This window comes from Margalitia sp. FSL K6-0131, assembly GCF_038008735.1.
Classification (GTDB): Bacteria; Bacillota; Bacilli; order Bacillales; family Bacillaceae_C; genus Margalitia; species Margalitia shackletonii.
This window is the reverse complement of sequence record NZ_JBBOZS010000001.1, coordinates 88,203-103,199: the sequence shown is the minus strand read 5'-3', so window position 1 is coordinate 103,199 and position 14,997 is coordinate 88,203. Positions and strand designations below refer to the sequence as shown.

The window sequence follows — 14,997 nt, the reverse complement described above, 5'->3', positions numbered from 1 at the left end:
CTTATAAACGTCTTCTTATAACCACGTAAGTGGTTTTCCATTATCCTTAGAAAGGAGGTGATCCAGCCGCACCTTCCGATACGGCTACCTTGTTACGACTTCACCCCAATCATCTGTCCCACCTTCGGCGGCTGGCTCCAAAAGGTTACCTCACCGACTTCGGGTGTTACAAACTCTCGTGGTGTGACGGGCGGTGTGTACAAGGCCCGGGAACGTATTCACCGCGGCATGCTGATCCGCGATTACTAGCGATTCCGGCTTCATGCAGGCGAGTTGCAGCCTGCAATCCGAACTGAGAATGGTTTTATGGGATTGGCTTAACCTCGCGGTCTCGCAGCCCTTTGTACCATCCATTGTAGCACGTGTGTAGCCCAGGTCATAAGGGGCATGATGATTTGACGTCATCCCCACCTTCCTCCGGTTTGTCACCGGCAGTCACCTTAGAGTGCCCAACTGAATGCTGGCAACTAAGGTCAAGGGTTGCGCTCGTTGCGGGACTTAACCCAACATCTCACGACACGAGCTGACGACAACCATGCACCACCTGTCACTCTGTCCCCCGAAGGGGAACGCCCTATCTCTAGGGTTGTCAGAGGATGTCAAGACCTGGTAAGGTTCTTCGCGTTGCTTCGAATTAAACCACATGCTCCACCGCTTGTGCGGGCCCCCGTCAATTCCTTTGAGTTTCAGCCTTGCGGCCGTACTCCCCAGGCGGAGTGCTTAATGCGTTAGCTGCAGCACTAAAGGGCGGAAACCCTCTAACACTTAGCACTCATCGTTTACGGCGTGGACTACCAGGGTATCTAATCCTGTTCGCTCCCCACGCTTTCGCGCCTCAGCGTCAGTTACAGACCAGAGAGTCGCCTTCGCCACTGGTGTTCCTCCACATCTCTACGCATTTCACCGCTACACGTGGAATTCCACTCTCCTCTTCTGCACTCAAGTCTCCCAGTTTCCAATGACCCTCCACGGTTGAGCCGTGGGCTTTCACATCAGACTTAAGAAACCGCCTGCGCGCGCTTTACGCCCAATAATTCCGGACAACGCTTGCCACCTACGTATTACCGCGGCTGCTGGCACGTAGTTAGCCGTGGCTTTCTGGTTAGGTACCGTCAAGGTACCGCCCTATTCGAACGATACTTGTTCTTCCCTAACAACAGAGTTTTACGATCCGAAAACCTTCATCACTCACGCGGCGTTGCTCCGTCAGACTTTCGTCCATTGCGGAAGATTCCCTACTGCTGCCTCCCGTAGGAGTCTGGGCCGTGTCTCAGTCCCAGTGTGGCCGATCACCCTCTCAGGTCGGCTACGCATCGTCGCCTTGGTGAGCCGTTACCTCACCAACTAGCTAATGCGCCGCGGGTCCATCTGTAAGTGATAGCCGAAGCCATCTTTCAATCTTTCCTCATGCGAGGAAAGAAGTTATCCGGTATTAGCCCCGGTTTCCCGGAGTTATCCCAGTCTTACAGGCAGGTTACCCACGTGTTACTCACCCGTCCGCCGCTAACTTTTAAAAGCAAGCTTTTAAAAGTCCGCTCGACTTGCATGTATTAGGCACGCCGCCAGCGTTCGTCCTGAGCCAGGATCAAACTCTCCAAAAAAGTGTTTGATATAGCTCATTATTTAAAACATTGACGTTTCGTTCTGTTCAGTTTTCAAAGATCAATGTCGTTCATCAGCGACTTTTCTATATTACTCTCTTAAATAGAGAATGTCAAGAACTTTTTTTGGTGGAGCCTAGCGGGATCGAACCGCTGACCTCCTGCGTGCAAAGCAGGCGCTCTCCCAGCTGAGCTAAGGCCCCAATATTAAATGGTCGGGAAGACAGGATTCGAACCTGCGACCCCATGGTCCCAAACCATGTGCTCTACCAAGCTGAGCTACTTCCCGTTTGAATTGATTATGGCGCGCCCAAGAGGAGTCGAACCCCTAACCTTTTGATCCGTAGTCAAACGCTCTATCCAATTGAGCTATGGGCGCATATTATAATAAATTATTTTGCTTTGCAAAAATCTTGGTGCCGAGGACCGGAATCGAACCGGTACGGTAGTCACCTACCGCAGGATTTTAAGTCCTGTGCGTCTGCCAGTTCCGCCACCCCGGCAAGGGTATTTGGAGCGGAAGACGGGATTCGAACCCGCGACCCCCACCTTGGCAAGGTGGTGTTCTACCACTGAACTACTTCCGCGCAGAAATTTTTATCAATGCGGGTGAAGGGAGTCGAACCCCCACGCCTTGCGGCGCCAGATCCTAAGTCTGGTGCGTCTGCCAATTCCGCCACACCCGCGTTATGGAAAGTTAATTTACTTTAAAAAATGGTGAGCCATGAAGGACTCGAACCTTCGACCCTCTGATTAAAAGTCAGATGCTCTACCGACTGAGCTAATGGCTCGGAAATGGTGCCGGCCAGAGGACTTGAACCCCCAACCTACTGATTACAAGTCAGTTGCTCTACCAATTGAGCTAGGCCGGCATTTTATATGGTGGAGGATGACGGGATCGAACCGCCGACCCCCTGCTTGTAAGGCAGGTGCTCTCCCAGCTGAGCTAATCCTCCATTATGTAAGCCTGGCAACGTCCTACTCTTGCAGGGGGAGAGCCCCCAACTACCATCGGCGCTGAGAAGCTTAACTTCCGTGTTCGGGATGGGAACGGGTGTGACCTTCTCGCCATAATTACCAGACTATATGAGGTTTGTTCCCTCAAAACTAAATACTGCAGAAGAAGAAGTAAAACTGAGTTTCGCTTTTTTCAATCCAGCTCCAGCGCCTATCGGCTAGTGAATTTCTCCGTCTCCTCCCTACGATAAGTCAACATCAGTTCGTGAACTACCTCACTGTGTTTCCTTTATCTCAGTCGAAGACTACGAAATTCATACGCCGATGAGCAAGGCGCTTCCGCTTTATATTTTGGTTAAGTCCTCGATCGATTAGTATTCGTCAGCTCCATGTGTCGCCACACTTCCACCTCGAACCTATCAACCTGATCATCTTTCAGGGATCTTACTAGCTTGCGCTATGGGAAATCTCATCTTGAGGGGGGCTTCATGCTTAGATGCTTTCAGCACTTATCCCTTCCGCACATAGCTACCCAGCGATGCCTTTGGCAAGACAACTGGTACACCAGCGGTGCGTCCATCCCGGTCCTCTCGTACTAAGGACAGCTCCTCTCAAATTTCCTACGCCCACGACGGATAGGGACCGAACTGTCTCACGACGTTCTGAACCCAGCTCGCGTACCGCTTTAATGGGCGAACAGCCCAACCCTTGGGACCGACTACAGCCCCAGGATGCGATGAGCCGACATCGAGGTGCCAAACCTCCCCGTCGATGTGGACTCTTGGGGGAGATAAGCCTGTTATCCCCGGGGTAGCTTTTATCCGTTGAGCGATGGCCCTTCCATGCGGAACCACCGGATCACTAAGCCCGACTTTCGTCCCTGCTCGACTTGTAGGTCTCGCAGTCAAGCTCCCTTGTGCCTTTACACTCTACGAATGATTTCCAACCATTCTGAGGGAACCTTTGGGCGCCTCCGTTACTCTTTAGGAGGCGACCGCCCCAGTCAAACTGCCTGCCTGACACTGTCTCCCACCCCGATCAGGGGTGCGGGTTAGAATTTCAATACAGCCAGGGTAGTATCCCACCGACGCCTCCACCGAAGCTGGCGCTCCGGCTTCAAAGGCTCCTACCTATCCTGTACAAGCTGTACCAAAATTCAATATCAGGCTGCAGTAAAGCTCCACGGGGTCTTTCCGTCCTGTCGCGGGTAACCTGCATCTTCACAGGTACTATAATTTCACCGAGTCTCTCGTTGAGACAGTGCCCAGATCGTTACGCCTTTCGTGCGGGTCAGAACTTACCTGACAAGGAATTTCGCTACCTTAGGACCGTTATAGTTACGGCCGCCGTTTACTGGGGCTTCAATTCAGAGCTTCGCTTACGCTAACCCCTCCTCTTAACCTTCCAGCACCGGGCAGGCGTCAGCCCCTATACTTCGCCTTGCGGCTTCGCAGAGACCTGTGTTTTTGCTAAACAGTCGCCTGGGCCTATTCACTGCGGCTCTCTCGGGCTTGCACCCTACCAGAGCACCCCTTCTCCCGAAGTTACGGGGTCATTTTGCCGAGTTCCTTAACGAGAGTTCTCTCGCTCACCTTAGGATTCTCTCCTCGCCTACCTGTGTCGGTTTGCGGTACGGGCACCTTTCACCTCACTAGAGGATTTTCTTGGCAGTGTGGAATCAGGAACTTCGGTACTATATTTCCCTCGCTATCACAGCTCCGCCTTCACGGTTACGGGATTTGCCTCGTAACCAGCCTAACTGCTTAGACGCACATAACCAGCAGTGCGCTTACCCTATCCTCCTGCGTCCCCCCATCGTTCAAACGGTGAAGAGGTGGTACAGGAATATCAACCTGTTGTCCATCGCCTACGCCTTTCGGCCTCGGCTTAGGTCCCGACTAACCCTGAGCGGACGAGCCTTCCTCAGGAAACCTTAGGCATTCGGTGGAAGGGATTCTCACCCTTCTTTCGCTACTCATACCGGCATTCTCACTTCTAAGCGCTCCACTAATCCTTCCGGTTTAGCTTCACCGCCCTTAGAACGCTCTCCTACCACGGACACCTGTCAGGTGTCCATCCACAGCTTCGGTGATACGTTTAGCCCCGGTACATTTTCGGCGCAGAGTCACTCGACCAGTGAGCTATTACGCACTCTTTAAATGGTGGCTGCTTCTAAGCCAACATCCTGGTTGTCTAAGCAACTCCACATCCTTTTCCACTTAACGTATACTTTGGGACCTTAGCTGGTGGTCTGGGCTGTTTCCCTTTTGACTACGGATCTTATCACTCGCAGTCTGACTCCCAAGCATAAGTATTTGGCATTCGGAGTTTGTCTGAATTCGGTAACCCGATGAGGGCCCCTAGTCCAAACAGTGCTCTACCTCCAATACTCTTCATCTTGAGGCTAGCCCTAAAGCTATTTCGGAGAGAACCAGCTATCTCCAAGTTCGATTGGAATTTCTCCGCTACCCACACCTCATCCCCGCACTTTTCAACGTGCGTGGGTTCGGGCCTCCAGTAAGTGTTACCTTACCTTCACCCTGGACATGGGTAGATCACCTGGTTTCGGGTCTACGACCTCATACTTATTCGCCCTATTCAGACTCGCTTTCGCTGCGGCTCCGCTTCATCAGCTTAACCTTGCATGAAATCGTAACTCGCCGGTTCATTCTACAAAAGGCACGCTATCACCCATTAACGGGCTCTAACTACTTGTAGGCACACGGTTTCAGGTTCTCTTTCACTCCCCTCCCGGGGTGCTTTTCACCTTTCCCTCACGGTACTGGTTCACTATCGGTCACTAGGGAGTATTTAGCCTTGGGAGATGGTCCTCCCTGCTTCCGACGGGATTTCACGTGTCCCGCCGTACTCAGGATCCACTCTGGAGGGAACGAAGTTTCAACTACAGGGTTGTTACCTTCTTTGACGGGCCTTTCCAGACCTCTTCATCTACTCCGTTCCTTTGTAACTCCGTATAGAGTGTCCTACAACCCCAAGAGGCAAGCCTCTTGGTTTGGGCTTCTTCCGTTTCGCTCGCCGCTACTCAGGAAATCGCGTTTGCTTTCTCTTCCTCCGGGTACTTAGATGTTTCAGTTCCCCGGGTCTGCCTTCATTACCCTATGTATTCAGGTAAAGATACTGCTCCATTACGAGCAGTGGGTTCCCCCATTCGGAAATCTCCGGATCAAAGCTTGCTTACAGCTCCCCGAAGCATATCGGTGTTAGTCCCGTCCTTCATCGGCTCCTAGTGCCAAGGCATCCACCGTGCGCCCTTACTAACTTAACCTATAAGGTTATTACTACTTTAAAATGGATGAAATCCATAAAGTGGCGATTCTCGGTTTTACTTGGTTTCTTCTATCAGTATCTAGTTTTCAAAGAACAAATTATCCTGGATGAATTGATCATCCAAAACTGAACAGAACTTATAAACGTCTTCTTATAACCACGTAAGTGGTTTTCCATTATCCTTAGAAAGGAGGTGATCCAGCCGCACCTTCCGATACGGCTACCTTGTTACGACTTCACCCCAATCATCTGTCCCACCTTCGGCGGCTGGCTCCAAAAGGTTACCTCACCGACTTCGGGTGTTACAAACTCTCGTGGTGTGACGGGCGGTGTGTACAAGGCCCGGGAACGTATTCACCGCGGCATGCTGATCCGCGATTACTAGCGATTCCGGCTTCATGCAGGCGAGTTGCAGCCTGCAATCCGAACTGAGAATGGTTTTATGGGATTGGCTTAACCTCGCGGTCTCGCAGCCCTTTGTACCATCCATTGTAGCACGTGTGTAGCCCAGGTCATAAGGGGCATGATGATTTGACGTCATCCCCACCTTCCTCCGGTTTGTCACCGGCAGTCACCTTAGAGTGCCCAACTGAATGCTGGCAACTAAGGTCAAGGGTTGCGCTCGTTGCGGGACTTAACCCAACATCTCACGACACGAGCTGACGACAACCATGCACCACCTGTCACTCTGTCCCCCGAAGGGGAACGCCCTATCTCTAGGGTTGTCAGAGGATGTCAAGACCTGGTAAGGTTCTTCGCGTTGCTTCGAATTAAACCACATGCTCCACCGCTTGTGCGGGCCCCCGTCAATTCCTTTGAGTTTCAGCCTTGCGGCCGTACTCCCCAGGCGGAGTGCTTAATGCGTTAGCTGCAGCACTAAAGGGCGGAAACCCTCTAACACTTAGCACTCATCGTTTACGGCGTGGACTACCAGGGTATCTAATCCTGTTCGCTCCCCACGCTTTCGCGCCTCAGCGTCAGTTACAGACCAGAGAGTCGCCTTCGCCACTGGTGTTCCTCCACATCTCTACGCATTTCACCGCTACACGTGGAATTCCACTCTCCTCTTCTGCACTCAAGTCTCCCAGTTTCCAATGACCCTCCACGGTTGAGCCGTGGGCTTTCACATCAGACTTAAGAAACCGCCTGCGCGCGCTTTACGCCCAATAATTCCGGACAACGCTTGCCACCTACGTATTACCGCGGCTGCTGGCACGTAGTTAGCCGTGGCTTTCTGGTTAGGTACCGTCAAGGTACCGCCCTATTCGAACGATACTTGTTCTTCCCTAACAACAGAGTTTTACGATCCGAAAACCTTCATCACTCACGCGGCGTTGCTCCGTCAGACTTTCGTCCATTGCGGAAGATTCCCTACTGCTGCCTCCCGTAGGAGTCTGGGCCGTGTCTCAGTCCCAGTGTGGCCGATCACCCTCTCAGGTCGGCTACGCATCGTCGCCTTGGTGAGCCGTTACCTCACCAACTAGCTAATGCGCCGCGGGTCCATCTGTAAGTGATAGCCGAAGCCATCTTTCAATCTTTCCTCATGCGAGGAAAGAAGTTATCCGGTATTAGCCCCGGTTTCCCGGAGTTATCCCAGTCTTACAGGCAGGTTACCCACGTGTTACTCACCCGTCCGCCGCTAACTTTTAAAAGCAAGCTTTTAAAAGTCCGCTCGACTTGCATGTATTAGGCACGCCGCCAGCGTTCGTCCTGAGCCAGGATCAAACTCTCCAAAAAAGTGTTTGATATAGCTCATTATTTAAAACATTGACGTTTCGTTCTGTTCAGTTTTCAAAGATCAATGTCGTTCATCAGCGACTTTTCTATATTATCAAATCTCAATGCTGATGTCAACATGTTTTTTTGTTTTTCTTTTTCCTCGTTGCCCTTTCTTACCGGACAACGAATATAAATATACCACCATTTTCACTAATATGCAATAGCTTTTTAAAATTTTATTCCCTTAATTAATATATTAATATAACAAAATCCATCCTCGAAAAATGATAGACGATATATTATTACTTTAATCGAGTAGGAGGAGGTGACTAACCCCCGACCTCTCACACCACCGTACGTACGGTTCCGTATACGGCGGTTCCATTTATGTCTGACGTAGTTGAGAATATCTCACATAAAGACTCTTCAGCCCTCGCATCTCCCAATAGGAGTTTGTGAGGGTTTTCTGTAGGATTGGGCTTCTGGCTATTCTCCAATATTTCTTTCTAGAGTTTCCCCATTCGTATGCCTTCTCTTTTGGAATCCCTAATCCAATGAGTTTTCTTACTTTGGTTTTTGGTTTCTTCCATTCTTTCCATTGGCACATTCTGAGACGCCTTCTAATCCATTCGTCTAATTCTTTGAAAATAGTGGGTGTATCTGCTAATGCATAATATCCGCACCAGCCAATCAAATATTGATTCAGCTTCTCTATTCTATAATCCATTGGAATTGGTTTTGACCTTGAAGTTAATTCTCGTATCCGTTTCTTGACACGTTGAATACTTTGGTTTGACATCCGCACCTTCGGTTTCTTATGAAATGTGAAGCTAAAACCTAAAAACTTTCTTTTCCAAGGTCTGTCTACAGCTGACTTTTCTCGATTCACCTTTAGTTTTAGAGTAAATTCAATGAAAGTAGTAATCGAGTCCATTACTCGCTCTCCGGCTCTTCTCGATTTTACGTAGATATTACAATCATCTGCGTATCGGACAAACTTGTGCCCTCTCTTTTCTAACTCTTTGTCTAGTTCATCTAGAACGATATTGGAGAGTAAAGGACTTAATGGTCCACCTTGGGGCGTACCCTCCTCGGATTTCGTTATGACTCCATTAATCATAATGCCAGACTGTAGATACTTCCGAATTAGTGATAGGAGCGTTCTGTCTTGAATCCTTTTGGATAGAGTCCGCATTAATCTATCATGATTGACTTTATCAAAGAATTTCTCCAAGTCCATGTCGACTACCCATCGGTATCCCTCTTCGATATATTTCTTCGCTTGTCTAACACCGTCATGACCTCGTTTGTTTGGTCGAAAACCATAGCTCTGTGTTGAAAAAGTCGGGTCGAAGATAGGGGTTAAAATCTGAGTAATCGCCTGTTGGATGAAACGGTCTGTCACGGTTGGGATACCTAATAACCTTACTCCACCGTTCGGTTTTGGGATTTCAACCCGACGGACAGGAGAAGGTTGATAAGTACCCTCCATTAAGGATGTTTTAAGTGTATCCCACGTTTCGAGAATATGTCTTCGTAGGTCTTTTACGGACATATTGTCTACTCCATGACTTCCTTTGTTCTTTTCTACTCGCTTTAATGCCAATAAAAGATTTTCCCGTGACAACATTCGTTCCATTAACATTGAGATTTATCCTTTCTACGTGAACAATACATTCTCATTAAGTGGGTTCTTTACTAAGCCCTCCCGAAGTCCCCCATGGAATTCACCATTTCTTCCTTTCAGGTAGGTTCCGTAAGAATTTTCTGCTTTCATACATAAAGAACCGTTTGCCGAGTGTTTGTTCTCCTAAAATGGTTCAGTCCTTCCTTGATTCTCTCGAGCAAACCAAGTACTACGACTTCGGCTGACTTCTGATTGTTCAGCTATCCATTACTAGATAGGTTACCAAGTGTACTTGGCGTATCAACCAGACCTCCCCGGGTAAGAGTGCAATCTTTCCTTCCATCTATCTGCTTCATTTACTTTGTATCACCTTCGGCAGAAAGGACTTTGTTTTGTATTGCAAACTCATCCAATGATACCTAGCCTTGTATGAAGTTCGTGTTCCTCAGACCGGAAGTTTGCCGCTCGCTTCCTTCAGATTCCGCGTCACCACGGACACCCTTGCGTTAAGCTAACTGCTACTTCTGCCTTCACAGTTCGGGACTTTCACCCTAGAGACTACACCCATGCCGGGCGCACAATATACTAAAGCCCCCTATTCGGGAGCTTTTAAAAATAATTTATTCCTTGTTTTTCATTAACGGGAATAACAATACATCTCTAATAGAAGCTGAATTTGTTAATAGCATTACTAAACGATCTACACCTATACCTAATCCACCTGTAGGAGGCATACCATATTCTAACGCTTCCACAAAGTCGTCATCCATCATATGTGCTTCATCATTACCTTGTTCACGTTCTTTTAATTGATTCTCAAAACGTTGACGTTGATCAATAGGGTCATTTAATTCTGTAAAGGCATTCGCGTGCTCACGACCCACAATAAATAACTCAAAGCGATCCGTAAAACGTGGATCATCATCATTCTTCTTCGCAAGTGGAGAAATTTCTACTGGATGCCCATAAATAAAAGTAGGTTGAATAAGTGTTTCTTCCACTTTTTGCTCAAAGAATTCATTCACTATATGGCCAAATTCCATATGATCCGTGATTTCAATTCCGTGTTCTTTTGCTAATGAGCGAGCTTCCTCAACAGACATCTCTTTCCAGAAGTCAACACCAGTAACTTCCTTCACTGCATCTACCATATGCAATCTGCGCCATTCAGGTTCAAGATTAACCTCATATTCGCCATATTGAATACTGGTAGTTCCTAGTACTTCTTTCGCAATATGAGCAACTAAATTTTCTGTCAAACTCATAATATCCCGATAATCTGCATAAGCTTCATATAATTCAATCATTGTAAATTCAGGATTATGTCTAGTAGAAACACCTTCATTACGGAATACACGACCAATTTCATATACTTTTTCTAATCCACCGACAATTAGTCTTTTTAAATGCAACTCGATTGCAATACGCATATAGAGCGGAATATCTAATGCATTATGATGAGTAATAAAAGGACGGGCAGCCGCACCGCCTGCTATTGCATGCATCATTGGTGTTTCAACTTCTAAATATCCGTGATTATCCAAATATCTGCGCATAGATTGGATAATCAAGCTGCGAGTAATAAACGTCTTTTTACTCTCATCACTCATAATTAAATCAAGATAGCGTTGACGATAACGTTGTTCAACATCCTTTAGCCCGTGAAATTTATCAGGTAATGGACGTAGTGATTTTGTTAATAAAACAAAATCCGTTACTTTAATAGACAGCTCTCCAACCTTTGTTTTAAAAACGGTTCCTGTAACACCAATAATATCCCCTAAGTCTAATGTATCAAATAAATCGTAACTTTCATCACCAATAGTATCTTTACGAACATATACCTGAATTTGCCCTTGCAAGTCTTGAATATGAGCAAATCCAGCTTTTCCTTTTCCACGTTTTGTCATGATACGACCAGCGATGGTTACTTGAACGTCTTTTTCTTCTAACTCTTCTTTCGTCATTCCTTCGTAAAGATCTTTAATCTGTTTAGTATTATGCGTTCTATCAAAACGTTTTCCAAACGGATCAATTCCACTCTCACGGATAGACTGCATTTTTTCACGTCTTACTAGCACTTGATCATTTAATTCTTCATTACTCACTTTTGCCACTCCAATCTATTAGTTAGACTCTCTTCATTTAAAAGCCATTTTATAAATGCTCGTATGTCTATAATGAATATACTTTATTATTGTACACAATCTTAAGAATTCAGACATCCATTAAGTATAGATTTTAATAATTAGTGAAAAAACTGCCAGACTTACTGGCAGTTTGGCAATCAGTTAACCCACTTTTACTTCCTCGTTAGCTTCCATTTCTTCCACATAATTTGTTAAAATTTCTACTAATTCAGCACGTGTATTACATTGATAAATGCCGGTTCTTACTTTTGCATTTCCGTTCATGCCCTTTAATCCTTCATACATTTGATCACGAGTTCTACCATGTAAAAAAACGTCTGCTTCCACTAATGTTTCCTTTTCCTCACCGAAGATTTGCAAACTGAATGGTTTTTACGTTCATCTATATATAAAAGGTTCATTGTCTTCTCGTTTATAAAAACAATACCCTTGTCACTGATTTCATTTCAGCACATACTAAACCAGCACCAAATTCTTTACCGTTAAGCGGAAAGCTGTATTACAAATACGGGCCATCGGAGCCTAAAACTACTTGGTTTTTCATTGCATTTTTATCAATTTCAAATGCCGGTTCTCCCCCTATATATTATTATTCTTTATCCTCAGGAGGGGTAAGCTCATCCACTTTAATTTCAAGCAAACCAGCTACATCATTTAAAAAGCTATCAGTAGGCAAACGGCTTCCTCTTTCAATTTCTCCTAATATCGACACAGAAACTTTTAGATTTTTTGCTAACTCCTCTTGCGTATATCCTTTTAATTTTCGAAAAGCGCGAATGCGTCTTCCCCATTTATCTGTTTCCATAAGCGAACTCCTTCTTTATCAGGTATTCCGTTTAGAACTTCATTTAAAGGGGCTTTCAAGGTTGGCAGCTGTACGTCTGGGTCTATTTCCATTAATGGTACAAGCACAAATGCTCTCTCATGCATCCTTGGGTGCGGAATAATTAGTTTCTCTGATTTTATATTTTCGTTATTAAACAATAAAATGTCAAGGTCTACCGTCCTTGGCCCCCACCTAATATCCCTAATTCTCCCCAATTCCTTTTCCGTATGGAGACATATTTCAAGCAGTTGTTCTGCAGAAAATGATGTCTTTAACTTCACGACCATATTCAAAAAATTACCTTGATCCGAATATCCAACCGGTTCGGTTTCGTAAATAGAAGATGTATTAATAAATTCAATTTCAGGATAATTCACTAACTGCGTTATTGCGTCTTTCAAAAATCCTTCCCTATTACCGAGATTAGAACCTAGAGATAGATAAACTATGTTTGTCATTTTGTCAGACTCCTTGTTATTTCCACTGCCACGGATTGGTAATGGCCTGGAATTGGCGGGTCAGGTTTAATTACTTTTACAGTAGTCTGAACAATAAGCGGAAAATGATTTAATATAGTGTAAGCAATCTTATCTGCAACAGCCTCCAACAAACGATATGGTTTTCCTTCCACTATTTCCTTGCAAATTTCATATATTTCCGCGTAGCTGACTGTATCATTCAAATCATCGCTCTTACCCGCTTTCGCTAAATCAAGTTCAAGCACTAATGAAACACGAAATCTTTGGCCCAGTCGATTTTCCTCTGGTAAAACACCGTGATATCCGTAAAACTCTAACTCATTTAAATATATTTTATCCATCATACTCTCCCTTACCAGCAAGAATATCCATTACTTTTGCCATTCTGCTCATTTCTTTCACATCATGTACTCTGATAAGTTGACACCCTTTATCAATGCCATAACAAATAGTTGCACCTGTTCCTTCCATTCTTTCATGGGGAGGCAGATTTAAGATTTGTCCAATCATTGTTTTTCTTGATGTAGCCAATAAAACGGGATAGCCTAATCCAACAAGCTTGTCCAAGTTTTTCATCATTTCAATATTTTCCTTTACATCTTTGGCAAAACCAATCCCTGGATCTAAAATAATATTTTCATCCCTGACGCCCGCTTTTTTTGCAATAGAAATACTTTCATACACATCATTTAATACATCGCGAATAAAATTCGTGTAATCTCTGTTTTCTCTATTATGCATTAGTATGATTGGAACATCATGTTCGGCGGCTACATCGGCAATTTCGGGATCCTTTTTCGCCCCCCAAACATCATTGATAATATGCGCTCCCGCCTCTAATGCTTTTTGTGCAGTTTCAGCTTTATATGTATCGATAGAAATAGGTATGGATATTTCCTTGGAAAGTGCTGAAATGATCGGGAAAATCCTCGCAATTTCTTCTTTTGCACTAACAGGTTCATGTCCAGGACGGGTGGACTCCCCGCCTATATCGATAATATCTGCCCCGTCGCTAACCATTTCCTTTGCATGAAATAGAGCTTTTTCTTTATCAATGAATTTTCCTCCATCCGAAAAAGAGTCTGGAGTCACATTTAGAATTCCCATAATCAAGGTCTTCTGCTGATAATCTAATTGGTATGGCCCGCATTGAATTACATGGTCCATTTATTTAACTCCTTTCACACTTACCTATTTATAGTCTAAACCTTTTTCAAGCCATTTCTCAACCCATATTCGTAAACTTAAAAAGGCAATCGGATGAACCGATTGCCTCATTTGCTAAATCTTAATCCTCAAATTGATATAGTGCAGTACTTAAATATCGTTCACCATTATCCGGAATGATTGCTAAAACTTTTTTCCCTTTTCCTAATGTTTTTGCTACCTTTAATGCTGCATGAATGGCAGCCCCTCCGGAAATTCCACCAAGAATTCCTTCCAGTTTTGCTACTTTCCTGGATGCCTCAAAAGCTTCTTCTGTATGAACGTGAATAATCTCATCATATATTTCTTGATTCAATGTATCCGGAATAAAATTTGCTCCAAGTCCTTGAAGTTTATGCGGACCCGGTTTGCCCCCTGCCAGAATTGGAGAGTCTGCGGGCTCAACCGCAATAATTTTAATATTTGGGTATGTTTCTTTTAGGACTTTACCAGCACCGCTTATCGTTCCACCCGTACCAATACCAGCTACAAATGCATCTAGTTGATCTCCCATTTGTTCAACAATTTCCTTACCTGTTGTCAAACGATGGATCTCCGGATTAGCCTCATTTTGGAATTGCTGCGGCATAAAATAACCGTTCTCTTTTACTAGCTCTTCCGCTTTATTGACAGCGCCTCTCATTCCTTCAGACCCAGGTGTTAAAACAAGCTGCGCACCGTACGCGCGAAGCAGATTTCTGCGTTCTAAACTCATTGTATCCGGCATAACAAGAACGGCATTATATCCTTTTGCTGCAGCCACCATCGCTAATCCAATACCTGTGTTTCCGCTGGTTGGTTCCACAATTGTATCACCAGGTTTAATTTTCCCGGCATTTTCAGCTGCTTCAATCATCGCTAATGCAATTCGATCTTTTACACTGCTTCCAGGGTTCATATACTCCAGTTTAAGATAAAGTTCCGCATCATTTTCTCCAGTTAAACGAGTTGCTTTTACAACTGGTGTTTCTCCAATTAATTCCGTTACAGATTTTACATTTCGAGCCATGACTAATCACCCCAAATTCCGAGTATTTTTATTGGTTTAATAACTAAAAATTAACATTTGGATATAGGAAAGTCAATGAAAAAGAATCGACATATTTTAAAGAAAAGCGAAAGCGCCTTGCTCATCGACATACGG

At 45.3% G+C, this 14,997-nt stretch carries 7 protein-coding genes, 9 tRNA genes, 4 rRNA genes and 1 pseudogene; all 21 read right to left on the bottom strand.

Translation table 11 applies throughout. The annotated features are described in order from the left end of the window. Positions 1-50: 50 nt before the first annotated feature. Positions 51-1,601, bottom strand: a 16S ribosomal RNA gene (locus NSQ59_RS00535). A gap of 127 nt (positions 1,602-1,728) precedes the next feature. After that, a tRNA-Ala gene (locus NSQ59_RS00530) sits at positions 1,729-1,804 on the bottom strand. Between the two features lie 9 nt (positions 1,805-1,813). Then, positions 1,814-1,890 (bottom strand) — tRNA-Pro (locus NSQ59_RS00525). Positions 1,891-1,903: 13 nt separating this feature from the next. After that, a tRNA-Arg gene (locus tag NSQ59_RS00520) sits at positions 1,904-1,980 on the bottom strand. Between the two features lie 35 nt (positions 1,981-2,015). Then, positions 2,016-2,104, bottom strand: a tRNA-Leu gene (locus tag NSQ59_RS00515). A 9-nt stretch (positions 2,105-2,113) separates the two neighbouring features. After that, positions 2,114-2,188, bottom strand: a tRNA-Gly gene (locus NSQ59_RS00510). A gap of 17 nt (positions 2,189-2,205) precedes the next feature. Beyond that, positions 2,206-2,287 (bottom strand) — tRNA-Leu (locus NSQ59_RS00505). 29 nt (positions 2,288-2,316) lie between these two features. Beyond that, positions 2,317-2,392: transfer RNA gene (locus tag NSQ59_RS00500), tRNA-Lys, on the bottom strand. Between the two features lie 5 nt (positions 2,393-2,397). Further along, positions 2,398-2,473: transfer RNA gene (locus tag NSQ59_RS00495), tRNA-Thr, on the bottom strand. A gap of 8 nt (positions 2,474-2,481) precedes the next feature. Then, a tRNA-Val gene (locus NSQ59_RS00490) sits at positions 2,482-2,557 on the bottom strand. A 9-nt stretch (positions 2,558-2,566) separates the two neighbouring features. Continuing rightward, positions 2,567-2,683, bottom strand: a 5S ribosomal RNA gene (gene rrf / locus NSQ59_RS00485). Positions 2,684-2,909: 226 nt separating this feature from the next. Then, a 23S ribosomal RNA gene (locus NSQ59_RS00480) occupies positions 2,910-5,844 on the bottom strand. Between the two features lie 188 nt (positions 5,845-6,032). Further along, positions 6,033-7,583: ribosomal RNA gene (locus NSQ59_RS00475) — 16S ribosomal RNA — on the bottom strand. Together the 16S, 23S and 5S rRNA genes with 9 tRNA genes alongside form the textbook arrangement of a ribosomal RNA operon. A gap of 367 nt (positions 7,584-7,950) precedes the next feature. Further along, positions 7,951-9,210, bottom strand: a complete 1,260-nt coding sequence (gene ltrA / locus NSQ59_RS00470; RefSeq protein WP_055737770.1) for a group II intron reverse transcriptase/maturase — start codon at positions 9,208-9,210, stop codon at positions 7,951-7,953. 602 nt (positions 9,211-9,812) lie between these two features. After that, entirely contained in the window at positions 9,813-11,300 is a 1,488-nt protein-coding gene (gene lysS, locus NSQ59_RS00465) for a lysine--tRNA ligase (RefSeq protein WP_055741707.1), read from the bottom strand. Positions 11,301-11,636: 336 nt separating this feature from the next. Further along, positions 11,637-11,886, bottom strand: a pseudogene (locus tag NSQ59_RS00455) (tRNA-dihydrouridine synthase); the annotation flags it as partial. A 45-nt stretch (positions 11,887-11,931) separates the two neighbouring features. After that, positions 11,932-12,147: a helix-turn-helix domain-containing protein gene (locus tag NSQ59_RS00450; RefSeq protein WP_055741705.1), complete on the bottom strand. Its 216-nt coding sequence runs from the start codon at positions 12,145-12,147 to the stop codon at positions 11,932-11,934. After that, positions 12,099-12,626: a 2-amino-4-hydroxy-6-hydroxymethyldihydropteridine diphosphokinase gene (gene folK / locus NSQ59_RS00445; RefSeq protein ID WP_055741704.1), complete on the bottom strand. Its 528-nt coding sequence runs from the start codon at positions 12,624-12,626 to the stop codon at positions 12,099-12,101. Before folK ends, NSQ59_RS00450 begins: the two co-directional genes overlap by 49 nt. After that, entirely contained in the window at positions 12,623-12,988 is a 366-nt protein-coding gene (folB, locus tag NSQ59_RS00440) for a dihydroneopterin aldolase (RefSeq protein ID WP_126648475.1), read from the bottom strand. Before folB ends, folK begins: the two co-directional genes overlap by 4 nt. Beyond that, positions 12,981-13,814, bottom strand: a complete 834-nt coding sequence (gene folP, locus NSQ59_RS00435; protein WP_340828548.1) for a dihydropteroate synthase — start codon at positions 13,812-13,814, stop codon at positions 12,981-12,983. Before folP ends, folB begins: the two co-directional genes overlap by 8 nt. A 121-nt stretch (positions 13,815-13,935) precedes the next feature. After that, the gene (cysK, locus tag NSQ59_RS00430; RefSeq protein ID WP_055741701.1) at positions 13,936-14,862 is read right to left on the bottom strand and encodes a cysteine synthase A; all 927 of its coding nucleotides are present in this window, start codon (positions 14,860-14,862) and stop codon (positions 13,936-13,938) included. Positions 14,863-14,997 lie beyond the last annotated feature (135 nt).

Coding starts and splice junctions, on each gene's coding strand:
- cysK (WP_055741701.1), bottom strand. CDS start 14,862: ATGGCTCGAAATGTAAAATCTGTAACGGAATTAATTGGAGAAACACCA.
- ltrA (WP_055737770.1), bottom strand. CDS start 9,210: ATGTTAATGGAACGAATGTTGTCACGGGAAAATCTTTTATTGGCATTA.
- folB (WP_126648475.1), bottom strand. CDS start 12,988: ATGGATAAAATATATTTAAATGAGTTAGAGTTTTACGGATATCACGGT.
- folK (WP_055741704.1), bottom strand. CDS start 12,626: ATGACAAACATAGTTTATCTATCTCTAGGTTCTAATCTCGGTAATAGG.
- NSQ59_RS00450 (WP_055741705.1), bottom strand. CDS start 12,147: ATGGAAACAGATAAATGGGGAAGACGCATTCGCGCTTTTCGAAAATTA.
- folP (WP_340828548.1), bottom strand. CDS start 13,814: ATGGACCATGTAATTCAATGCGGGCCATACCAATTAGATTATCAGCAG.